Source organism: Bacillus sp. RC252, assembly GCF_044909215.1.
In the GTDB taxonomy this organism is placed as follows: Bacteria; Bacillota; Bacilli; order Bacillales; family Bacillaceae_G; genus Bacillus_A; species Bacillus_A mycoides.
Genome location: NZ_JBIYDV010000009.1, coordinates 218,813 through 242,594 on the forward strand (window position 1 = coordinate 218,813; position 23,782 = coordinate 242,594).

Here is a 23,782-nt window from a genome sequence, read left to right on the forward strand (position 1 = left end):
TTAATAACGGATTATGAGGAAAAACAAATTAGAATTTTCTGTTATTATTAAGGTAGTGAGTATTTTGATTGTGAATAGGAGGGGTCATATGGTTGTCGCTAATACGAAAGAGAAAGTATTAGAATTGCTAAATGAATGGTACATAGAAATCAGATCAAGACGTATTCCAGAAGCGGAACGCTTGAAAAAGGAAATTGACTTTAAAATATCTCAACTAAAGAAGGAGGCAGAAGTAGAGGCGCAGGATCAAAGTCTATTTCTATATCATTCCTTACTAGAGTTTAGATACAATTATTTAATTAATAATTTAGGGGTTTCTGAAGATAGTTTTAATGAAATAGATGCATTTGGGAAGCCTACGGATAATCCTTTAACGTATTATTATTACTTCTTTAAGGGGATTCACGCAAATGAACTTGGTAATTTGCATTTAGCAAAAGAGTATTATGATCAAGCTGAAGAGTATTTGAGATATATTTCCGATCCGTTAGAACAGGTTGAATTTTATTTTAAAATGGCTACATTCCACTATGATATACAGCAAGGATTAAAGGCTTTTGAATATGGAAAAAAAGCGAAAGAAATGTATTCTGAAGAAAGTGGCTACGAAATTAACGTGGCGTTCTGTGAGAATATTTTGGGATTAGCTTGTATTCATTTGAGGGAATGGGGATTAGCTGAAGAATATTTCACAGCAGCATTGGACCAATTCAAAAGGGTTGGAGAAGAAAAGTTTATATTGATGGTGCGCCATAACTTAGGTTGGATGTATTCAAATCAAAACCTATCGCCTTTAGCGATTCGCTATCTTTCTGAAGTAGTAGAAAAGAATCCAAATCATTATAAGGCGATTTTTGCAAAAGCATTAGAACATTATAAATTAGAAGAGGTAGAACTAGCGAATGAACTTATTGAAAATGGTTTAAAAGTTGTAGAGGAAATCAAGCAAGAGGAATTTTATCACCGCTTTATAATTCTAAAAGGATTAAATAATAATTACTCCGCAACGGAATTTGAAAAAATAGTGTTAGAAGGAATTCGCTATTTTGAGAGGGAAGAATTATATGAAAATGTCCAAGAATACTATGAGGCACTTGGGGTGAGATTTTTAGAGGAAGAAAAGCACATGGAATCTAGTAAGTATTTTTACTTGGGTACAAAATTTAGAAAGAAAGCACAAGACAAGGGGGCATTAAAATGAAAAAAGTATTGATCAGTGTGATGGGGATCGTTACAATCTTTTCGTTTTCATTAGGATTAGTAGGACAGAAAGATGTGAAACAGCATAAAAATGTGATTCAAAGTATGTCAGTAGGAGATTATGGTGGTTGATGCCAAATATAAAGAGCGCTATCCGAATTAGGGTGGCGCTCTTTTAATATAAAGGAATTAGGAAAGGAACTCTGTAAATTGGCTTGAAATGTAATCGTTCATTATGGAAAGTATTCATTCAAATAACAAACAGCCCGAGTTCCAATGAGGAACTTGGGCTGTTTGTTATTTCCTTGCCTTTCCTAGCACTATTCTATCGCCATCAAAACAAAAGAACGAGTGACCCCACTTTATGGTTATGTGCAAAACATAAACTAGTAGAAGTTTTGTATTTTCTTATCCTACGCATTTCACCCTGCACAAAAAATATTTCTCAATATTTAATTGTTGAAAAACATTGAATATTCTCTATAAAGAGAATATTATGTTGCTATCGGCAAAAAAAACGATAATTCGCAGACACTGGGGAGGAAATGCATTGAAAAAGAATAAGAAGTTAAAACCATTATCAGTTTTAGCAACAGCGGCAGTACTAAGTAGTAGTTTTGCTTTTGGAAGTCATGCGGCGTATGCTGATTCGCCATCATCTCTACCAATAGATGAGCATTTAATACCGGAGGAGCGTTTGGCAGAAGCGCTAAAACAACGGGGCGTAATTGATCAATCTGCATCACAAGCTGAGACGTCAAAGGCTGTCGAAAAATATGTTGAGAAAAAGAAAGGGGAAAACCCTGGTAAAGAAATCTTGACAGGAGATAGTCTTACGCAAGAAGCTTCTGATTTTATGAAAAAAGTAAAAGATGCAAAAATGAAGGAAAATGAACAGGCGCAGCAGCCAACAGTAGGGCCAGTAGCTGGACCAGGTGCGGGATTGAATTCTAGTAAATTAAATGGAAAAGTCCCTACTGCACCAGCGAAGCAAGAAGAGTACAACGGTGCTGTTCGAAAAGATAAAGTACTTGTTTTACTTGTAGAATTTAGCGATTTTAAGCATAACAATATTGATCAAGAGCCAGGATACATGTATTCTAAGGACTTTAATCGTGAACATTATCAAAAAATGTTATTTGGTGATGAACCATTTACGTTATTTGATGGATCGAAGATTAATACATTTAAACAATATTATGAAGAACAATCTGGCGGCAGCTACACAGTTGATGGAACTGTAACGGAATGGCTTACTGTTCCAGGGAAAGCTTCAGATTATGGTGCGGATGCGGGCACTGGTCATGATAACAAAGGTCCTTTAGGGCCGCGCGATCTTGTGAAAGAAGCATTAAAAGCAGCGGTAGCAAAAGGAATTAACTTAGCTGATTATGACCAATATGATCAATACGATCAAAATGGTGATGGAAATAAAAACGAGCCAGATGGCATTATTGATCATTTAATGGTTGTACATGCTGGCGTGGGTCAAGAAGCTGGCGGCGGTAAATTGAAAGATGATGCAATTTGGTCTCATCGTTCAAAACTTGGATCAAAACCATATGCGATTGATGGCACAAAATCTTCTGTTTCGAATTGGGGCGGAAAGATGGCTGCATACGATTATACAATCGAGCCTGAAGATGGAGCGGTTGGTGTGTTTGCGCATGAGTATGGTCATGATTTAGGCTTACCAGATGAGTACGATACGAAGTACTCAGGACAAGGTGAACCTATTGAGTCATGGTCTATTATGAGTGGTGGTAGCTGGGCTGGAAAAATTGCAGGAACAGAGCCAACAAGTTTTTCACCACAAAATAAAGAGTTTTTCCAAAAGAATATGAATGGCAACTGGGCGAATATCGTTGAGGTAGATTATGATAAACTTCGCACGGGAGTCGGTGTTGCAACATATTTAGATCAAAGTGTTACAAAATCAAAACGACCAGGAATCGTTCGTGTTAACTTGCCAGACAAAGATATTAAAAATATCGAAGCGGCATTTGGTAAGAAGTTTTATTACAGCACAAAAGGAAATGACATTCATACAACACTTGAGACACCAGTATTTGACTTAACAAATGCAAAGGATGCTAAGTTCGATTATAAGGCATTCTACGAACTTGAAGCGAAGTATGATTTCCTTGACGTATATGCGATTGCAGAAGATGGAACGAAGGTACGTATTGATAGAATGGGCGAAAAAGATGTAAAAGACGGCGTGGATACAACTAATGGTAAGTGGGTTGATAAATCATACGATTTAAGCCAATTTAAAGGGAAAAAAGTAAAACTGCAATTTGAGTATTTAACAGATATTGCAGTAGCTTATAAAGGATTTGCGTTAGATAATGCTGCATTAACTGTAGATGGAAAAGTTGTTTTCTCAGATGATGCAGAAGGTCAACCAGCAATGACATTAAAAGGATTTACTGTATCTAACGGATTGGAACAGAAAAAAAATAACTACTATGTAGAGTGGAGAAATTACGCTGGTTCTGACACGGCGTTACAACATGCGCGTGGTCCAGTCTTTAATACAGGAATGGTTGTATGGTATGCGGATCAAAGCTTTACAGATAACTGGGTAGGTGTTCATCCAGGTGAAGGATTCTTAGGAGTAGTAGATTCTCATCCAGAGGCAATCGTAGGTACATTAAACGGACAACCGACTGTGAAGAGCAGTACGCGTTATCAAATTGCCGATGCGGCATTCTCATTTGATCAAACGCCAGCATGGAGAGTAGATTCGCCAACTCGCGGTATCTTTGACTATAAAGGATTACCAGGCGTTGCAAAATTTGATGACTCTAAGCAGTACATCAACAGTGCAATTCCAGATGCAGGACGTAAGTTGCCGAAACTAGGATTGAAGTTTGAAGTAGTAGGTCAAGCTGAAGACAAATCTGCAGGTGCAGTTTGGATTCATCGATAGAATAAGGTGAAACTAAGAGGAGCTGTCCATAAGTTGGTGAAACTTACTTATGGACAGCTCTTTTCTTATTCTAGAAACGTGGCAGTTTAGTTTAGGAACCAGTTCATTGGAAAGGAAGATATAAAATTCATTTTCAATAAAAACGAGAAATAATATCGTCAGATAATTTCCTTTTCCTTCCACGTGAGAGATGTAAAACAAAGGGAGAAAGTCAGTAGTGGTCCTGTTATATTCTGCATAGCAGCGATTTATATGTCGAGAAATCAAAATAGATTTATGTAGCATGATTCAAATTAATTGAAATGCATGAGCAAAAATACATTCTCATACGAGATTTTTATTAAATTACAAAATACTTATCAGACTTGATTGTAAGAAATGATAAGTATAATTGTATTGTTATTATCCTTAAGACCATTTAAAGAAGAATGTGATAATTGATTTTTTATGATGTACAGAAAAAATTAATTATCACATCCTTTTATTTTCACACTAGAACCTAAAAAGAGGTTCTGTTACAAAGTTTTTTAACAAGAAAAAGTTATGTTGCAAAAAGGGTTGTGCCTATTAATTATATGAAGAGAGGCATGTAGTGTGTTACTAGACAAAAATACTTGATACACCAAGGTTACCTTAACTTACCCTCCTCATTATTATAAGCTAATAATGGTTCGTACATCATTATAGCGTGATTCTCCGTTACATATTGGTCTTCTATAAACTGTTTCTGTTGATTATATACTTTACGTTGAATAACATTATGTCGTATATAACCACCCCAGTATGCAGATTGGATTGAGTGTTCTTTTTCATATACTTCATATTGATAAAGCTGCGGATGGGCAATTCTCCACTCACCGACTAAATGCTTATCTGTAATATAAAGGTGAAGTTGATACGATTGGTCCGTTTCATTTTTGATTTGTAAATCCAAATAATTATAAGAACAAGTCGCTCCACTTCCAAATGGTTGGGTCCGCTTGGAATCAGGAAAGACATCAAAACTATGACGATATCGCTCTGTTACTGTCAATGGTGTATGTAAGGTCATCCAATATATTAAATTTGAAAGCTGACAAAGCCCTCCTCCAATGCCTGCTTGAAAAGATCCATAGTGTAGTATCATGCCCTCTACATACCCTTTTCTCCTCGTAGGCTTACCTATTAAACGCCAGTAAGAGAATGTTTCTCCCGGTCTAATGACGATACCATTTAGTTGTTTAATAGCAATCTTCAAATTAACAACTTTATTCTGTTGATACCACATATCTACATCTTTGAGCTTACGAAGTAGTATCGTTCGGTGCTGAATCGCTGTATAGGGTAACTTTTCTTGTTGAAATGTTTTTGCATATGTTTTTCCATCTGCTAACCACTGAATGTACCTCTTTGTAGAGTAATACCATGTCCCTAGTAGAATGCGATACTTAGACCGCTGTTTAGGACGTAAGTTCACTAAATTCATTTTATTTCCTCTCTCCATCGTTTTCATATGTTACCATTTTCGTAATTACGATCCCAATCAATTGCCGTATTAATGCCTTTGAATTTACCCAAGTTTTCCCGCACAGAACTGTAATATTAATTATCGCATTCTCTCGTTTTTTAACTACATTCTTATATGTATATCCATCAATGAATTGTACTTTTCTTAGCTGCATAGTAATTAATATAAATAGATAAAAGACGCAAAAAAACAGTATAATTAATCTAATGGGGACCTTGTTTTTTCCATTTTTCGAATTGCTTATAGTCATGTGAAACTCTGCCTCAATATGATAAATTCAAATAAACACATTATAAATATAAAGGATAACCTTAAATAAATAATAATGAAAATTAAATAAATTCTAAAGAATTAATATATTTTTACTAAATATTGATTGATAATAAGTTATTTTTTGAGACTTTACTAGGTTCTGTTGCAAAGTTTCTTAGCAAATAAAAAGTTAAGTTAATTACAATGAATCATGTTAAAAGGTATGTTCTCAGGATTATATTGTGATTTTAATGGAGATAGCATTGTTTTTTAGGCTACATTTTAGCGAAATAAAGGCTCAAAAAGCGATATGTATATTTACAATGTTACATTAGTGTTTTTCTTTTTATTTATCCCGCTATTTGCGGGCAGTAAAACTCCCACCTCAAAATTCAGGTGGAGCAAAGAAGTTAGGTGGGAGTCGGGCTGCCCGTAAACCCCCACTGATTAAAGTTTCACTTTATATATTTGCAACATAATATTAGTACGAATCACTATAGTAATATGAGTTTTTGCATATTTTAAAATTTAATATATCCTCCGAAAAGTTTTAATTGTATAATGTTTCTTGTCATAGTTTTTTAGATTTTTCGACAAAAAATAACAAGAATAGAAGACGTATGGGAGAGGGTATTATGTACACAAAACTATTAAAATCAATTACGTCATTAACGCTTATTGGTAGCGCTTTATTATATACAAATGTTGGTGAGATGAAAGCTGCTGAAGCAGGTGCTTTTTCCGATGTACCTACATCGCACTGGTCCTATCCTGCGATTAAAGACTTAGCGAGCAAAAATATTATTTCAGGCTATGGAAATGGAAAGTTTGGTTTTGGTGATGTTGCGACGAGGGAGCAAGTTGCAGCTTTAATTTATCGTGTGTTAGTACCGAATAAGCAAGGCGGTACGTTTAGTAATGATGGTGCTCGTTATGTATTACAAGATGGGTCTACTTTAAATAATCCGTATGGAGATATTCGCTCAGGTTCTACAATGTTTCCGGAAGAGGTTTTAACGTTAACGAAATTGGGGATTTTTAAAGGTGATGGAAATGGCGGTTTTAGACCGAAAGATTCTGTTAGCCGCGCAGAAATGGCGCAAATTATTAAAAATGCATTCCAAGTTTCAGCTAAACAAAAACATACATTTAATGATGTTCCAAATGGATTTTGGGCAGAAAATGCGATTAGTGCCGTGCAGTCAAACGGGATTGCATCTGGTACAGGAGACGGGAAATTTGAACCAGCTAAAACGGTAACGCGTGAACAGTATGCACAGTTTTTATATAATGCATTGAAATATAAAAAGCCTGAGGTTGCGGTGCAAGATACAGGAGATGCGGCATTATTAGCAGCATTCAAAAGTGAAGTGCAAACACGTATTAATACGTACGAAACGAATATTACACTTCCATATAAAACGAAAAATAGTAATACAGAAGAAGTGATGAATACACTTTTTAACGCGTATAAAGAAGTCGCAAGTAAAAATGAGTATACAAATTATAATAGGTCGAATGTTTCATATGGACTTTCTGGATCCCCTGGAAATTATACATTTACGTTAAAGATTACATATCGCGAAACGAAAGAACAAACAGAATATGTGATGAAACAAGCGAAAGCGATCGTTTCTTCTATTATTCAAACGGGAATGGATGATCATGAAAAAGTGAAGGCAATTCATGATTATGTTGTAAAACATGTTTCTTACGATACGTCTTATAAAGCGTATACAGCATATGAGGCACTCGCGAATCGTTCTGCCGTTTGCCAAGGTTACACACTATTAACCTATCAATTATTAAAAGAAGCTGGAATTGAGAATCATTTTGTAGTAGGAACTGGAGACGGTCAGCCTCATGCTTGGAACTTGGTGAAAATCGAAAACAAATGGTATCACCTTGATACAACATTCGATGATCCGGTGCCAGATGAACAAGGCCGCGTAACATATTCTTATTTCAACTTATCAGATGAGCAAATTGCAAGAAATCATGAGTGGAACCGCGGGGACTATCCGCAAGCTACAACAAACTATTATAGTACATTAACAAATAAAATTGCGACAGGTGGTACGAAAACACCTGCATATCAGCAAATATTGAAAGATACAAAGTTAAATTATTTAGGAAATGAATATATCGCAAATAACTATAATGAATTCAAAAATAAAATGCAGCAACGTTATAGCACAAAGTCAGCAAAGATTGAAATTCTTTATAAACAATCAATGGATGGCGCATTGCAAGATGTGAAAAAAGTAATTGGAGAAATCGGTTATCCGCAAGGAGCGAACCGTGTTTCTTATAAAGCTGAGCCGTATAATGCGAAAGAAGGATATTCTTTAGTGACGATTACGTTTATGTAAAAAAGCAACCTAGATCCTATGAAATCTAGGTTGTTTTTTTGTACCTAAATTTGACATATACAGTTAGACTGTATAAAATAAAACTATACAGTTCAACTATACAGTTCAACTATATAGTTTAGCTATATATTAATCGTTACATTGGAGGTCTTTATGAATAGAGATAAAAATTTACCATTAACGGAAACAACGTATTACGTTCTTTTAGCTTTATTAGAGCCAGCACACGGATATTTAATTATGCAAAAGGTTGAGGAACTTAGTAATCATCAAGTGAAAATCGCAGCGGGTACATTGTATGGTGCGGTTGAAAATTTATTAAAGCAACAATTAATAGAATCGGTAAAAAGTGAAGATAAACGAAGAAAAGTGTATGTCATTACTGAGCGGGGGAAAGAAGTATTACATTTAGACTTTATGAGGATGCAGCACATTATTGGGGTTACAAAAAGCTTATTAAATGTATAGTTAGGAGGAAGCGAAGATGTGGAGATTGAAATTCTTCTTAGACTTTGAGAAAGAGGAAAAATGGTTAGAAGAGATGGCTTGGAAAGGCTATCAACTAAAAAGTAATACATTTGGTTATAAATTTAAAATCGCAGAACCAGAGGATGCGACAATTAAAATAGATTATAGAATATTTTATAGACGAAGTGATTTTATTAATTATTGTACGTTATTTGAAGATAGCGGCTGGAAGCATATAGCCGGTAAATGGTGGGCAGGCACGCAATATTTTAAAAAGATAGATGAGGAAAGTGAAGATGACATTTTTTCAGATCAAATGTCACGAGCAGGGAAGTATAAACGTTTATCTAAGACATTTTTAGAATTAGCAATATGTTATTTTCCTCTATTAATGCTATTTATGTTTAATAATACAATTGATTTAGGAGTGATGTTAAATCCGAAAGGCCTATACTATACACCAGGATTATGGGATATGCACGGCGCAGCATTTTTAGGATCATTCTTATTTGAAACGCCATTTGCATTAATGAGGGGCATTTCATGGTTGTTTATCCCAGCTGCGATTGGTATGTTTTTCTTTTTCTCATATAAAGCAAATCGATTGTATGAAGAGAGAAAATACTAGGAGGACCCCCTTAAAGCTGATGCTTTGAGGGGGATTCTTTTGAATTTGTAAATGGTGTACTTGGTTAGCTTGATGGGCATGGGGTAGAGTCAGGAAAATGCGGATTTACAACGCTAAGAAAGTTTCAATGGTCTTAGAGAATCTAATGAGACCACTTTCTTTGAATTAAAATGGTATTCTCCTAGTAAATTGATATGTTCCCAACCTAAAGGTGACATATGATGCAATCAGTCTTCATTAAAACTACCTATCCGTTTTTGATATTTAACTGCTTTTGTTAGATGTAAAGTATTCCAGATACTGATGGCATTGATAATTATGTTTAAGGCACTGGCCCTTTGCAATTGATGCTGTATGGTTTGTTCCCTAAGCTCACCTTGTTTTCCGAAGAAAATAGCTCTTGCAAGTCCATTCATGGCTTCTCCTTTAATTCGAATGGTGGCAGCACCTTTTATTAGAATTGTCCCCTTGGTGTAACAAATGCTTTTTTGTAAATAATATGTTTGTTAAACAATTAATTAAGGGGGACTTGTATGCCACAGGATCGAAAAGCAGAAGTTCAAAACGATGCATACGAAGGAAAAGAGATCATGCCAGATAATCTACAATATCTACCGCGTCACGTGCAAATGGAGCTGCCTCACGAATTTTCTGTAAATCCTCTGTTTGCCCGCGAAGGAGAATCAGTCGTTCCGCGCTTTCACATGCCTGATGAAGGCATGTTACCAGAAACAGCGTATCAAATCGTCCATGATGAAATTGCTCTTGATGGCAATGCCCGCTTGAATCTTGCAACATTCGTTAGCACATGGATGGAGCCTGCCGCAGAGCACTTATATGCCAAATCATTCGACAAGAACATGATTGACAAGGATGAATATCCACAGACAGCCGAAATTGAGGAGCGGTGTGTCCGCATTTTAGCAAACCTCTGGCATTCGCCCACTCCCCTTACGACTATGGGCGTTTCAACAACTGGATCGTCGGAAGCATGTATGCTCGGGGGGCTTGCGTTAAAGAGACGCTGGCAAAATGCACGCAAAAGCGAAGGGAAGCCGGTGGATCGGCCCAATATTGTGTTTAGTTCTGCTGTTCAAGTCGTGTGGGAAAAATTCGCGAACTATTGGGAGGTTGAACCACGCTATGTGAAGGTTAGCCCAGAGCATCCCCGATTGGATCCTCAGGGGGTCCTCGCTGCCGTGGATGAAAATACGATTGGTGTGGTACCGATTCTAGGTGAGACTTATACCGGGGTTTACGAACCGGTTGCCGCCATTGCGAAAGCGTTGGACGATTTACAGGAGAGGACGGGCCTCGACATTCCCATGCATGTGGATGCGGCTTCGGGGGGATTTATAGCACCGTTTCTTCAACCAGATTTAGTCTGGGATTTTCAATTACCGAGGGTGAAGTCCATCAATGTATCCGGACATAAATATGGATTAGTCTACCCTGGGTTGGGTTGGATAATTTGGCGGGAAGCTGAAGATCTCCCTGAGGATCTAATCTTCCGCGTCTCCTATTTGGGCGGGAACATGCCGACTTTTGCCCTGAATTTCTCTCGTCCTGGCGCACAAGTGCTCCTGCAATATTACAATTACCTGCGTTTGTGGAAAAGTGGGTACTATGATGTCCAAAGGGCTTCTCAGAAAGTCGCTCTTTTTCTTAGCAAGGCGATTCAGAAGATGGAACCGTTCGAACTTTTGTCCGATGGTTCGGATATTCCGGTTTTCGCTTGGCGACTGAAAGATGGTTACACATTAAACTGGAATCTTTATGATTTATCTCGACAATTGCGTGTGTTCGGCTGGCAAGTACCCGCCTATCCATTGCCTCCAGATATGGAAGCGGTGACGATTATGCGCGTTGTGGTTCGAAATGGATTTTCCATGGATCTCGCGCATTTATTTTTGAGGAACCTCAAACAGACCGTTGCCTTTCTGGATTCCCTGGACGGGCCTATGCCACATGATACGAAATGTGATAATGGGTTTCATCACTAAATGAAAAAAGCCTAATTTCTTCATATTTAATTGAGAAATTAGGCTTTTTAATATTGAAATTTCCTTAACGTTGTAAATCAGCATTTTTCTGACGCTACCTCAATACATATTATTAAAATTAAGATGGTTCAAGTCGGAGGAAGGCACCTTAGGGTGTCTTTTTTATTGCTCTTCGACAGAATATGACAAAATAGTTGTAACTGTTTCTGTTATGCTTGTGCAGTAAATCTTACATTTAACCACTGGAGGAACTACATAATGGGTAAAATTTTTAAGTTTGGGTGTTTAGGGGTAATAGCAATAGTAGTCATCATTTTTGTTGCTGCAGTTATTGATGGTAGTAATGATTCGAAAGAAAAAGCATCTACTAATCCAAAACAAGAAAGCAAAAAGGATGCTCCAATAAAAGAAGAACAGAAGAAGCAACAAGATGAAGCTAAGAAAAAGGAAGAACCTAAGCCAGCTGTAAACGCTGATAAGGCTACATACGAAAACGAAATCAAGCCTACTATTGATGCCATCATAAAAGAATATGATGAAATTTGGAATCAGGACTGGAGACCTATTTGGGGCGAAGCAAGCAAAGATCCTGCATCTATTGACAAGAACACTTTAAAAGAGAAAATGGAGTCAGTTACAAATCGATACGATGAACTATCCAATAAAAATACTGCGTTTAAAAGCGGTGCGAAGCTAAACGATCCTGTATTAAAAGAGAAGATTGAGAAATTCAGAGTTGATTTTGGACTAGCAACGAACTATAGAAGTAATGCTGGAAGAGCTGTGACTCAAGGAATAAAAGGGGTAGCTCCAATGAAAGAAAGAATGGATGAAGCTCAAAAATCAATCCAACTTTCTGATCAAAAACTAATCAATGCTGTAGCTAGTTTAACTGAAGTTGAATCGAAATTGGGAGTTAGTCGTAATTAGGCACTCGAAAGAGTGATTTTATTTTGTCCTCAGACATAAATAAAATCAGGGGTGATGTATATGAAGAAAGTATTTATGAGTTTATTGATAGCTATTACGTGTCTTATATTCACTGGTTGTTCAGCAGACATGAAAGTTGTAGAAGAAGATGCTACGGAAAAATTACAAGATAGCAAGTTGTTTCCGTATATTGAAGAGGCTAGTTACAAAGAAGGTGGTAAAAAGGAAGATAGAACTTCAGTAAACATTAATATAAATGTAGATGAACGATTCTCTGATTTAGAAACAATGGAAAAATATGAAGTGATGCAAGATGCTGTTAATAAGCTAGATGGATCTTCAAGCCTAATTAAATGTGGGAATGACAACCGTTGCATTTATGACAATCTCCATATTTCTGATGGCAATGACAAATACACAATGGATGTTTTTTATAAAGAATTAGTAATTAATGATAATAAAAAATACACTAAATCAGATTATAATTCTGATATGAATCAAATAAAGAAAAAAGAAGAACCTGTTAATACTACTACGAATTCCAACTCAGTTCCTTCTTCATCTGCAGGACAAGAGGCACCATCTACATATGATCCTAAAAAGGATTCGGCTAACTATGATGCTAATGGTAATTATAAACCAGTTGACCAGATGAAACCTGAAGAAATCAAAAAGGAATTAGAAGGATTCCTAGAAGATTCTTTAAAAAGGTAGTTAAAACAAAATATAGATTTGAACCATATTTCTCAATGAACAAAACAACTTAACATGGTAAAATAATATTTGGATGGGAGTCCAATATATATTATTAAAATTAAGATGGTTCAAGTCGGAGAAAGGCACCTTAGGGTGTCTTTTCTTTTTTCTAAATGAGAATTTTGGCTTAAAGAAGATAAATTTTCAACGGATTATTGTCATGAATATATTGATAAAGTTCATCAATATATTTGTAGAAAGGAGGAATTCAAGTGAAGAGAGATGAAAATAGGATTGGTCACTTTACATCTGAAAAAGGAAAGGAAGACTTTCAAAGTGCCTACGATGAATCAATGGCACTTCTTCCAAAACCTAACGATACGAAAGATATAAAAACTAAATATGGCACAATTCGTGCTTATTACTTTACTAAAGAGGAAAACAAACATAAGGAGCCAATACTCTTACTCCCTGGACGTGGTGCATCTACTCCAATGTGGGTACCCAATTTAGAAGGGCTAAGGGAGAAAAGGCCTGTTTACACGATAGATTTACTCGGTGAACCTGGAATGAGTGTGCAAACGAAGGTGATTGAAAACCAAAAACAACAAGCAGAATGGTTAAATGAAGTAATTGAAGAATTAAGTTTAGAAAAAGTGCATATCGTGGGTGTCTCCATTGGAGGTTGGACAACAATGAATTTGGCCAGATATAATTCAGAGCATATTGCTACGGCTAGTTTATTGGACCCAGTCTTTGTATTTGCGCAAATGCCCATAAAGATGATTCTTGCATCTATTCCAGCTGCCGTCCCTATTGTACCTAAGTTTATAAGACAAAAGATGTTAAGCTATGTATCTGGAGGAGCAGAAACAAATGACGATGAGCCTATCGCTAAGTTAATCGAGTCGGGTATGCGTAACTATAAACTTAAAACACCAGCACCTGATCTATTTAGTAAAGAAGACTTGAAAAATATCAATGTTCCAGTGCTTGCATTAATGGCTGAAAAAAGTACAATGCACAATTCTGTAAAAGCAGTTGAAACTGGGAAAAAATACGTTAAAGATATAGATATAGTTAACTGGAAAAATGCATCTCACGCAATCAATGGTGAGTTCTCTAACGAAGTTAATGCCAGAATCCTTGATTTTATAGAAAAACATTCTAATGATAACTAAGTTGAAAGTGGAAAATATGTTGTAATAACAACTTTATCTCTATATAGCTATTTAGGAGGATTTAGCTCATTTTTTGTTTTAGGATATTAAAGTACCCCCTAAATGGAATTTTTTTATAGCACCGAAGTTCGTTTTTATGATTTTTGGGGAAGAATGTGCTTCTTAACTTGATACCGCAAAAAAACAAACAGGAATGACTATTAAGTCATTCCTGTTCCTTAAAGAAACCTTCTATGGTACTAGTAACTTCCTTGAATGCTTCACCTTGGACACTAGAAATTGATAATCCTCCAATTATATTTTTCCACTGTGAATTTACATTATCCCAGTTATCATCCCAATTTTCAGTAATATGCTTATAAGCTTTAAAAGGTTTATCACGACTTGGTGAAACATATTTTAAAGCATCTATCAACTCTACAAACTCCAAAACACTTCAGTCCCTTCTTTTAGAATTGGAGTTACCTCTTCGTTTCGAGGTAAAACTTCCATTTAGGTGGTGCTATTAAATTTAAAAAGCTAAAACAAGCATAACCCCGTTCTAAATTTAGGACGGGGTTAAAATATAGTTGTTTAATTTCCGATATAAGATACTTCACTGTACTCAAAAATATAACAATAAAGTCGATTGATAATCTAAGGTTTATTCAGCAATAGCGCCCGATTGCGGAAGACCAAGAAAATGATTATGATTGCTGCTTATAGCTTGTTGAACTAACGCACACGTTACTTTAAGTGAATTGGTTCACAATCTTACTGGGAATTTACCTAAAAAAGCTGAATTAACTTAATAAAAAAAAGGACTCCCTTTTTGGGAATCCAATTCATTCAGTGTCACTTTGGTTAAAGTCTAATCTTCTCGGTTCGCAACACTGTCATTAGCCTCATCGGCACCTTCGCCGACTTTGTTACCCATCGCTCCTCCTGCAACAGCTCCTGCAACGGTACCAAGTGGACCAAGAACAGAACCCAAAGCAGCTCCAGCGACAGCACCGACACCAGTTCCTACCGCTTTGCCAGTATCATTATCAACACGGTTACGTTCGTTTTTATCAGCCACTCATCTCACTCCTTATTTAGAATAGGCAAGTGCATTCCAGCACAATACCTTACATATTTTGACCTATAAGGACAGATTTATGCGAAGTGTTAGAATCCTGAGGATTTAGCAAACCGGCGCTTTACATAGCGATGATCTTGTTCTATGTAATTATTGAAATGTTTGATTGTAGAATGAGTAGTACTTTTATAAAAGTCATTCACCTTTAATTTTTTGAGTGAACAAAGTAAAGAAAGGGCCTTATCTGTTGTCAGAACCGTTGGTTCTCCAAAAGTTTGAACGAGTCGTTTCATAAAAGCATACGCAGATTGTGTATTCCGCTTCTTAAGTTGATGGGCATATGGCGATACCCTTTAATCGTAATCAGCATTATGATAATCGTTATTTAAGCTGGGCACTCTTCCATGGGGACGATATTCTATGTGAAAGGTATTATGTTATTACTTGTACTGAGGCTCTTCATGTTCAATTTGTTGAAGACGAGGATTTAAAGATTCAATAATTTCTTGAGTTTGTTGTGCTGCACCTTTATATAATTGTTTTGCTTGCTTGTTATCAGTATCAAGAACAAATCCTTCTAGGCATGCTTGAGCACTCTTTAATCCAGCGATAGTTTGTTTAAGTTTAGTACTTACTGTCATGTAGTATTCCTCCTTGTAAATGTACTTCAAAATATAGAATGCCTATTTTGTTATCAAAGTACGATTTCCAATTTTAGGGATATGCGAATGAGAAATTTTATAGTTAATCATTCAAAGGAGAGTTTTTTAGCTAATAGATGCATGGAATAGTTTTGTCCCAATAACAAAAACTAACAGAAATAAAACGATAATATATAAAGGAGATTAAATATGCTGAAAAAGATAGGAAGAATTTTCCGAGCATTCCTCTTTTTATTTATCGGTGGATGTTTAGTTCTGTTTGTTTGGGGGGAAATTGACAGAACAATAGCCGAAAAAAATGGGGTATTTAGCCAGAATTCTAGTCTACCCTATGCGTCAAAGTGATATTACTATGTATACAGATGGGAAACAGTTAAACAATCAATTATTCTCAGATATAGAGAAAGCAAAGCATTACGTGCATATTAACTTTTTTTCTATTGCTGATGATAAAGTAAGTCATCAGTTTCTAGAGCTATTGCGGAAAAAAAGTCAGGAAGGTGTAGAAGTATACTATGCAGTGGACAGGTTAGGTGGAATTTTACTAAAGAAAAAGGAAAGAGAATTATTAGTTAAAAAAGGAGTTCATTTTACATATTACAATAAACCTGTTTTCCCTTATCTTTTTTCTTCTTTGGATCATCGTCGTATTTCAGTTATTGATGGAAAGGTGGGTTACATTGGCGGATTCAACATCGGAAAGAAGTATTTGGGGGAAAAAGAAAAACTTGGTTATTGGAGAGATTATCATCTTCAAATACGAGGAGAAGGAGTTCAAGATTTAGAACACCAATTTGTATTAGACTGGAATAAAAACTCAGAGAAACCGATTCCGATACACAATGCGGTAAAGGAACAGGGAGCAACCTCGCAACGATTTACTGCATATTATAGTGGAGAAAAACTTGGGCAAGATTATGCAATGCTGTTTCAACAAGCAAAAGAATCCATCATTATATTAACACCTTATTTTATACCAAAAGACAGAACTATTTGGAACGCATTAGTAGATGCAAGAAAGAGGGGAGTCCGTGTCAAAATTCTATTCTCACCTCATTCGGATGCACTATTAGTTAAAGAAGCAGCATATCCATATATCCGAAAAGCATTAAAACAGGGGATGGAAGTATATGGTTATAAAAATGGGGTGTTACACGGTAAAGTATTTTTGATTGATGAAAAAGTATTGATGGTTGGGACCGTGAATTTTGATTCACGCTCGTTTCATTTAAATGAAGAAATGAACTGTTATATTCATGACCCTATCTATATTTCGAGAATAAAACCAGTGATTAATGCAGACTTACAAAATTCAAAGCAAGTAACATCCTCTGACGTCAATCAATTATCTATAAAAGAAAAAATGAAAGAAAAGGTTGCAAAAATGTTTGAGTATTATTTGTAAAGACAAAGTATTTTTATATTAGGGATAGTTTCACATTGCCATCAAGATAAGAAATGCAAATACCCCATATCCATCAAGCTAACAAGGACGAGTTACTCCAAAACGATAAAAACGATCAACATGCATCAAAAAAAACACGCTAAGCAAAAATACAATAAGCTGTCCATATGGACAGCTCATTTACATAATTACCGAAAACGGAAGTTAAAAGCTTTTAGTTTCTTGCTCAATTAAAGCACTACATTAATCTAGAAATTCAAGTAATTTAAATTTTTCAATTATCATTGACTTATATTTGATAGCCTCATACTGTGAATTATCAATTTTTGTCTTTTTTATATTTAACATATCAAATATTTCTCTTTCAATATCTCTTCTTGCTTCTAAAACTTTAATTGTTCCGTCTAAACCGTGATAGCCTTTCATTTTCGCATACCCTTGATTTGTATAATACTCAATAAATCCAGCAGACCATTCTTTTGCTCTTTCATTAAATACCTTTCTGAATGAGAATTCCAAATCATCTTGTTCTATATAAAACAATACTGGATTTAATTTCTCTATGATTTTCGCTAATGCATTAATATAACTTATAACTTTCTCTTTTTTTTCACCATATTTAACCATTCCGATTGTTAATGGATTTTGTATGAAGCAACATTCAAAAATATAAGTTTTATTTTCGTTGTTGGCTATTTCAACAAAATCCCTCCATTTTTCAGTTATTAATTCAATATTCCTCTCTAGCGGTAATTCATATATATCATTTTTGAAAATGGTATTTAATAAACTTTCAGGAAAATTAGAGCCGTATTCATTTTTAATTTTTTTATATGGCAATAAATAATTGTTTCCTCGCTTCGTGACTCTATCACTAATTACTTCCCTAAAATTACCACTATTCACTAACAAACTTTCGAATTCACTTTTATCAAAACAAGATACCCCATCATAATCAGCAGGGTGGTCTGGATTCCCTTCAAGAAATAACTCAACGTCAATATTTTTTTCAATTAGAATATCGTAAAGCAAGTTTGCAGTGGTGGATTTCCCAAAGCCAGGAAGCCCTTCTACTATGATTAATTTTGTATTCAAAAAAATCCACACCTTTCTAAGACAAAATAAAAAGTTTTAAATTAAAAATAAATTGTCCACTGAACTCACCCCTAATATCCAATATTAGAGTAATTCCACTATTTTCATAATTTCCCTTCTATCACTAAACTGCCCTTTCGTTGAACAAGGAGCAATGTATAAAATATACATTGCTAATTACATAATTATTTATTATCAGTAGCAAGAAAAAAGCGAATCCCTACTCTCAAAAGAAATCCACTTTTTCTTTGGCTAGGTGCTCTAAAACATGAGGAGACATATGTCGTTGTAATTCTTCAGCGATCGGTTGAAGTTCGTCAAGAATCGAAAGATTCATAAAGAAACGCCATCCTTTCCTATAATTATACAGAAAGGATAACGTCTTTTTTGCTTTATGGATAGTGCAAAAACTTAGTTCCTTATATATATTTACATAATTAGCGAAGGAGGATCTATACTTTCTCTAAAAAACCGCTTCTATTTTATAGAGAGGCGGTTTTTTAAATGAATACAACTATGAATTAACTTTAACTGTTCTGTTTATATATTTTTTCACTTTTGTTTTCTACGCGATGTATAATGCTTTCTCCTTCAACATCAATGTTAGGTAAAATTTTATCCAGCCATTTTGGCAAGTACCAGGCTGACTTACCCATGAGAATCATGACTGCAGGTACGATTGTCATTCTCACGATGAATGCGTCAAAGAAAACACCGAATGTAAGAGCCATACCTATGGATTTAATGATGGTATCAGGTGCCAGCATGAATCCAATAAATACAGACATCATAATTAATCCCGCTGCGACTACGACTCTCCCGCTCTCCCGCATTCCTTCTAGAATAGCTCTCTTTGGATCACCTGTATGCGTATATACTTCCCGCATCTTACTCACTAGGAACACCTCATAGTCCATGGCGAGTCCGAACAAGATGCCAATCAGAATGACAGGCAAGAAGGCTAAGATCGGACCGGCAGCCGGGAACCCAAATATATTTTGGAAATGTCCATCCTGCACGAAAAATACCACGGCTCCCAACGTAGCGCCAAGAGAAAGTAGAAACCCTAATACTGCTTTTAATGGAATGAGCAGAGATCTAAACACTAGAACTAAGAGTACATACGCAAGTCCCACAATAAGGGCAGCAAAAACTGGCAAGGCATCACTCAGCTTTTGCACGATATCAATATTCATCGCTGCTGTGCCCGTTACCATTAATTCAATTTCATTTTTTTTCTCGGTTTGGTTCGATTTGTCCCTGATTGCTTTTACCAAATCCTTTGTCTTTGTATCGTCAGGTCCAGTTTTTGGTGTAATAGAAATCATATAAATCTTTCCAGAAGGCCCAGGGATAGCTGGTGTCACACTTTTCACGTCAGGTAGGTTACCCAATTCTTTTGCGATGGTGTTCATAGCATTTTGCGTTTCAGCTGTTGCTTCTTCTGATTTTGCTACTACCATTAAAGAAGCATGAAATCCTTCCCCATACGCTTCCGTCAATAAATCATATGCTCTTCTTTCTGTCGTTTCTGTGGACTTTGTTGTTCCATCAGAAGGCAGACCAAGGTTCATATGGAAAAACGGAATTGAAATCACTGCAAGTAGTCCGATTGCGAAAATCGTAACAATCAGAGGACGTCTTATGACAAATTCTCCCCATTTATTTGAACCAGCATGTTTCTTACCTGCCCCAGTCATCTTTTGCAAGAATCGATTTTGTTTAGATGGGGCAATCTTATGGCCGACAAGTCCCAAAATGGCTGGTAATATGATGACGGAAACCAACACAGCTGCAAGCACAGTAAAGGCAGCGGATACGCCCATCGCTGTCAGGAATGGAATCTTTGTAACAGACAATCCCAAAAGACCTATAATAACAGTTAATCCTGCGAAGATTACGGCACTTCCCGCTGTTCCCGTTGCGATGGCAACAGATTCTGGAACAGAATCTCCTTGTGCAAGCTGCTGTCTAAAACGATTGATAATGAAAAGTGCATAGTCTATGCCTACTGCGAGTCCCAGCATGGCAGCTAATGATAAGGAAACTGATTGGATTTCCACATAATTGGTTCCAATCATGATTCCTAGCATTCCAATTGCTAATCCGATTATCGCAGTGAGAATCGGCAGTCCAGCTACTAGAAAAGACACAAAGGTAAATGCCAGGACTACGAAGGCAACAAGAACTCCGACAATTTCAGTCATACCTGAAGTCTCTGAGTCAGAAAACGTAACATCGCCTCCTGATAACTCCGTTTGAATGCCGGCATCCCTTGTTGTTTCAATACTATCTAAAAGCTTATCTTTAGAAGCTTCTGTAACCTTTTCTGCTTTTACTTTGTACGTAACAACTGCATATCCAATTGTCTTATCTTCACTGAGGTTCTGCAGTTGCATCGGTGCTGCCACAGAATCAACAGCTGAGTCTTTTTTTATCTCTTCAAGAACTCCTGCAATTTTCTGTTGTACTTCCGCTGACTCCAAGGTTTCGTTTTTTGGTGCTTTAAATGCCACTTTTACTTGGGCACCTGCTGGTTGCATCGCTTTAAACTCTTTTTCAATTATTTTTCCTGCTTTATCTGCTGGTGTATTCGGAATACTCAGCTCGTCCTTGAAAGAGGAACCCATGTTGACTGCAAAAAGCACTAATGCAATAAGAATTGCGAGTGCGCTGAATACAACCTTCTTCCTATGATTTACTGCCCAATATCCTAACTTATACAGATGTTTTGCCAATTAAATCTCACCCTATTCTTGTCAAAAATTATTCTTCTTACGTTGTAATCTAGAAACGTACAAATGCCTAAACCGCATATTATTCGTATAATAAGATTTTAAAATAATTATTATAGATTGTATCTGAATATCCCTCCCTATTTATAGCTTGCAAAATGGCGACAAATTGCCAGTAAGAAACGAAGAAAATGGTACACATTGACAGCGATAATGTCCTTTTATACAATGAAATTATCACCGCACTAACAATTGTACTTACAAGTGTAAGTACAACAGTGAATTTTCATCTTTCAAGCAATATGTGATGATTTACACTTAAAACGAACAGAATGAAGGGATGTGTTAGCTTTGAGGAAGTCAAGAGAAGACAGTATACACTCTCAAACATACATTATGGAGGCATTGAGCGCACTGTTGCATGAACATAAATTGCAAGATATAACCGTAACAGCTATTTGTAAAAAGGCTGGAGTTGCCAGAGTCACATTCTACAAATACTACCGCAACGTTTACGACGTCGTACAAGCATCTGTGGATGAAATTGTTCAACAATTCTTGAAAGAGGTTGATAGTTTGGATCCGTATGAAAGTATGCAGCTAATTATTGAATATATCATAGAGGGATTTGTCTCTGCACAGAAGCCGTCAGGAAAGTTAATTGATTCAAATATATCTAATATGATGCTTGATTACTTGAATTACACAATGGAAAAGGTCTTTCAAGCGGATATTACACACGATCATGACATGAGCAGAATGCAAATCCTGTTTTTAGCAGGCGGTATCTTCAATATTGTTACCGATTGGATTAAAAGAGGGTCAAGGGAATCTCCTCAGGCACTTGCTGCAAAAATATACGAGATTCTTCCATATGGGACAACAGATACAAGGAATTTGGCAAATTCCTGATACAACTATTCTACCTTTTATTACATCTTAAAAAATGGGCACCACATAAAAAGCTGTAAGTATTTCATCTAACCATAAACGACCGTTTTTGGTTAAAAGAGCAAAACTTTCTTTCATATAGTCTCGCCACACATCCATCAACTTAAGATCTCATAATACCCTCAGAACGAAAAACGTGTACATTTCGCCCGCTTTTTATTGTTTTGGGGTAACTCGTTCTTTTTAGCTTGATGGGCAGGGGGTACCGCCAGCATTTCGGAAAAAAACCAGGCTAAGAGTACGCAAGATTTTATACAGTTTTTCTGCTAATCCAGTAACCTAAAAACCATGCCAGGATAGGAATGTATAAAAAAATGCATAGATCCATAGAACAAAAAAGGGAGATTTACTTATGAGATTAGGGCTCCTCCTTATTCTTGCTACTGATAATGAAACGTTATGTTAACCTAGCATGAATATGATATACAATAAAAATATAAAAAGGAGGTAATAAATTCGATGAATAAAACCACTGTGATATTATCTTTTGCTTTGATGCTTGGTATTGTAGGAATATATAGTACTGTATTAACTCAAAAAAGTACCCCTATTGTTCCTGAAAAGATTGAAGTTGCAGAATCTATCTCAACAAAAGAAAATAAGACAGAAGAGGTAGGGTATTCAGAACTAATTTCTGTAAAAAAGTCAGATAAGGATAAATTTACAGAAGAAGGTTGGAAAGAAGTTTTAAAAAAAATTCAAAGTGGAGAAGTTTATTGGGAAAAGTAAAAGAGATATTATGAATTATTACTAATCTTAAATAAACGATAAGTTAATTTCCGTTAACGAGAATTATGTAAATAAGCTATCCATATGGGCGGCTTATTGTTTTTTGCTTAGCGTGTTTTTTTCAAAATGCTAGTGGTACCTGTAAAATGATAATAAAGTTATTTAATTTTAAAAGCTCAACCAAGCATAACCCCGTTCTAAATTTAGGACGGGGTTAAAAATATAGTTGTTTAATTTTTAAAGTAAGGTATTTCACTACACTAAAAAATATAATAATAAAGTCGTTTAAAAATCTAATTTTTATTCAACAATAGCGCCCGATTGTGGAAAATATGTAACTTCCTTTTATATGTTGATCCAAAGAAAGTAACTGAATTATTGATTTAAATCCATATATTATTTTCAGCAGTTAGTTTGGAATTAGTTTCACCAGTGTTGACTACACCTTTAGGCTCTACCAGCATTATATGGCATTCCTTTTCAGCATAAGGCTTATGCTCCACACCTTTTGGTATCACATACATTTCTCCTTTGGAAAGTTTAACCTGTCCATCGCGGAATGTGATGGACATCTCGCCGTCTATCACGATGAATACCTCATCGGTGTCTTTATGATCGTGCCATACAAAATCCCCCAGAATCTTAACTAACTTAAACTGATAGTCATTCATTTCACCAATGACTTTGGGCGACCAGTGTTCACTGAATTTGGACAGTTTCTCGCTTAGATTAATAGCATTATAATTGATATAAATCCCCCCAGAACTATTCTTACCCTTATTTTACAACTTCGATAGATTAATTACTATTTTGATTAAGATCTCAAAAGTTTCTGCTGATCTTCCACAAAATGGCCCGATTGTTGAATAAAACTTAGATTTTTAAATGTAGTGTAGTGCTTTGGAAATAAACTATAATCAACAAACATAGACAAAATCCCTGATTTCGATCAAAAACAGGGATTTTGGGCATT

Annotated in this window: 19 protein-coding genes and 4 pseudogenes; 13 read left to right on the top strand and 10 right to left on the bottom strand. The window is 35.8% G+C overall.

Annotated elements, in window-relative coordinates; genetic code table 11:
- The first annotated feature begins 88 nt into the window (after positions 1 to 88).
- From ABH960_RS15595 to ABH960_RS15605, 3 genes are all read left to right on the top strand, one after another.
- Complete coding sequence (locus ABH960_RS15595; protein WP_404446398.1) at positions 89 to 1,201, top strand: response regulator aspartate phosphatase; 1,113 nt, start codon at positions 89 to 91, stop codon at positions 1,199 to 1,201.
- The gene (locus ABH960_RS15600) at positions 1,198 to 1,332 is read left to right on the top strand and encodes a hypothetical protein (protein ID WP_257475379.1); all 135 of its coding nucleotides are present in this window, start codon (positions 1,198 to 1,200) and stop codon (positions 1,330 to 1,332) included. The genes ABH960_RS15595 and ABH960_RS15600 overlap by 4 nt, the downstream gene beginning before the upstream one ends.
- Before the next feature lie 418 nt (positions 1,333 to 1,750).
- The gene (locus tag ABH960_RS15605) at positions 1,751 to 4,135 is read left to right on the top strand and encodes an immune inhibitor A domain-containing protein (protein ID WP_242311204.1); all 2,385 of its coding nucleotides are present in this window, start codon (positions 1,751 to 1,753) and stop codon (positions 4,133 to 4,135) included.
- A gap of 628 nt (positions 4,136 to 4,763) precedes the next feature.
- Here ABH960_RS15605 and ABH960_RS15610 read toward each other — a convergent pair.
- Together ABH960_RS15610 and ABH960_RS15615 are read right to left on the bottom strand one after the other, a co-directional pair.
- Positions 4,764 to 5,600, bottom strand: a complete 837-nt coding sequence (locus ABH960_RS15610; protein WP_404446402.1) for a VanW family protein — start codon at positions 5,598 to 5,600, stop codon at positions 4,764 to 4,766.
- Between the two features lie 88 nt (positions 5,601 to 5,688).
- Positions 5,689 to 5,892 (bottom strand): annotated as a pseudogene (locus ABH960_RS15615) (hypothetical protein); the annotation flags it as partial.
- 637 nt (positions 5,893 to 6,529) lie between these two features.
- Here ABH960_RS15615 and ABH960_RS15620 point away from each other — a divergent pair.
- From ABH960_RS15620 to ABH960_RS15630, 3 genes are all read left to right on the top strand, one after another.
- Positions 6,530 to 8,266: an S-layer homology domain-containing protein gene (locus ABH960_RS15620; protein ID WP_404446405.1), complete on the top strand. Its 1,737-nt coding sequence runs from the start codon at positions 6,530 to 6,532 to the stop codon at positions 8,264 to 8,266.
- Positions 8,267 to 8,419: 153 nt separating this feature from the next.
- Positions 8,420 to 8,734, top strand: a complete 315-nt coding sequence (locus ABH960_RS15625; RefSeq protein ID WP_001078071.1) for a PadR family transcriptional regulator — start codon at positions 8,420 to 8,422, stop codon at positions 8,732 to 8,734.
- 16 nt (positions 8,735 to 8,750) lie between these two features.
- A complete protein-coding gene (locus tag ABH960_RS15630; protein WP_002186530.1) occupies positions 8,751 to 9,362 on the top strand; it encodes a DUF2812 domain-containing protein in 612 nt (203 codons plus the stop codon).
- A 113-nt stretch (positions 9,363 to 9,475) separates the two neighbouring features.
- On the opposite strand, the pseudogene ABH960_RS15635 reads toward ABH960_RS15630, so the two are convergent.
- A pseudogene (locus tag ABH960_RS15635) lies at positions 9,476 to 9,790 on the bottom strand (Tn3 family transposase); the annotation flags it as partial.
- A 105-nt stretch (positions 9,791 to 9,895) separates the two neighbouring features.
- Between ABH960_RS15635 and gad the strand changes: the two are divergent.
- The 4 genes from gad (at position 9,896) to ABH960_RS15655 (ending at position 14,172) form a co-directional block, all read left to right on the top strand.
- Positions 9,896 to 11,365, top strand: a complete 1,470-nt coding sequence (gene gad / locus ABH960_RS15640; RefSeq protein ID WP_404446409.1) for a glutamate decarboxylase — start codon at positions 9,896 to 9,898, stop codon at positions 11,363 to 11,365.
- A 258-nt stretch (positions 11,366 to 11,623) separates the two neighbouring features.
- The gene (locus tag ABH960_RS15645; protein WP_404446412.1) at positions 11,624 to 12,295 is read left to right on the top strand and encodes a ribonuclease; all 672 of its coding nucleotides are present in this window, start codon (positions 11,624 to 11,626) and stop codon (positions 12,293 to 12,295) included.
- Between the two features lie 54 nt (positions 12,296 to 12,349).
- A complete protein-coding gene (locus tag ABH960_RS15650; RefSeq protein WP_003187716.1) occupies positions 12,350 to 13,009 on the top strand; it encodes a hypothetical protein in 660 nt (219 codons plus the stop codon).
- 254 nt (positions 13,010 to 13,263) lie between these two features.
- On the top strand, positions 13,264 to 14,172 hold the full coding sequence (locus ABH960_RS15655; protein ID WP_404446415.1) for an alpha/beta fold hydrolase: 909 nt from the start codon (positions 13,264 to 13,266) through the stop codon (positions 14,170 to 14,172).
- A gap of 205 nt (positions 14,173 to 14,377) precedes the next feature.
- Here the strand turns inward: ABH960_RS15655 and ABH960_RS15660 are convergent, their stop codons facing one another.
- From ABH960_RS15660 to ABH960_RS15675, 4 genes and pseudogenes are all read right to left on the bottom strand, one after another.
- The gene (locus ABH960_RS15660) at positions 14,378 to 14,602 is read right to left on the bottom strand and encodes a hypothetical protein (RefSeq protein ID WP_404446418.1); all 225 of its coding nucleotides are present in this window, start codon (positions 14,600 to 14,602) and stop codon (positions 14,378 to 14,380) included.
- Between the two features lie 420 nt (positions 14,603 to 15,022).
- The gene (locus ABH960_RS15665) at positions 15,023 to 15,232 is read right to left on the bottom strand and encodes a glycine zipper domain-containing protein (protein ID WP_404446421.1); all 210 of its coding nucleotides are present in this window, start codon (positions 15,230 to 15,232) and stop codon (positions 15,023 to 15,025) included.
- Between the two features lie 92 nt (positions 15,233 to 15,324).
- Positions 15,325 to 15,558, bottom strand: a pseudogene (locus ABH960_RS15670) (DDE-type integrase/transposase/recombinase); the annotation flags it as partial.
- A gap of 114 nt (positions 15,559 to 15,672) precedes the next feature.
- The gene (locus ABH960_RS15675; protein ID WP_000218933.1) at positions 15,673 to 15,873 is read right to left on the bottom strand and encodes a DUF1657 domain-containing protein; all 201 of its coding nucleotides are present in this window, start codon (positions 15,871 to 15,873) and stop codon (positions 15,673 to 15,675) included.
- A gap of 210 nt (positions 15,874 to 16,083) precedes the next feature.
- On the opposite strand from ABH960_RS15675, the pseudogene ABH960_RS15680 reads away from it, so the two are divergent.
- Positions 16,084 to 17,299, top strand: a pseudogene (locus ABH960_RS15680) (phospholipase D-like domain-containing protein).
- A gap of 243 nt (positions 17,300 to 17,542) precedes the next feature.
- Here ABH960_RS15680 and ABH960_RS15685 read toward each other — a convergent pair.
- The gene (locus ABH960_RS15685; protein ID WP_003193607.1) at positions 17,543 to 18,394 is read right to left on the bottom strand and encodes a P-loop NTPase family protein; all 852 of its coding nucleotides are present in this window, start codon (positions 18,392 to 18,394) and stop codon (positions 17,543 to 17,545) included.
- Between the two features lie 527 nt (positions 18,395 to 18,921).
- Entirely contained in the window at positions 18,922 to 21,132 is a 2,211-nt protein-coding gene (locus ABH960_RS15690) for an MMPL family transporter (protein ID WP_033734565.1), read from the bottom strand.
- Between the two features lie 393 nt (positions 21,133 to 21,525).
- On the opposite strand from ABH960_RS15690, the gene ABH960_RS15695 reads away from it, so the two are divergent.
- Together ABH960_RS15695 and ABH960_RS15700 are read left to right on the top strand one after the other, a co-directional pair.
- A complete protein-coding gene (locus tag ABH960_RS15695; protein ID WP_048516921.1) occupies positions 21,526 to 22,041 on the top strand; it encodes a TetR/AcrR family transcriptional regulator in 516 nt (171 codons plus the stop codon).
- Between the two features lie 498 nt (positions 22,042 to 22,539).
- Positions 22,540 to 22,809 carry a hypothetical protein gene (locus tag ABH960_RS15700; RefSeq protein ID WP_404446426.1) on the top strand — a complete coding sequence of 90 codons (270 nt, stop codon included), beginning with the start codon at positions 22,540 to 22,542 and terminating at the stop codon, positions 22,807 to 22,809.
- 383 nt (positions 22,810 to 23,192) lie between these two features.
- Here the strand turns inward: ABH960_RS15700 and ABH960_RS15705 are convergent, their stop codons facing one another.
- A complete protein-coding gene (locus tag ABH960_RS15705) occupies positions 23,193 to 23,558 on the bottom strand; it encodes a cupin domain-containing protein (protein WP_050001571.1) in 366 nt (121 codons plus the stop codon).
- Positions 23,559 to 23,782: the final 224 nt, after the last annotated feature.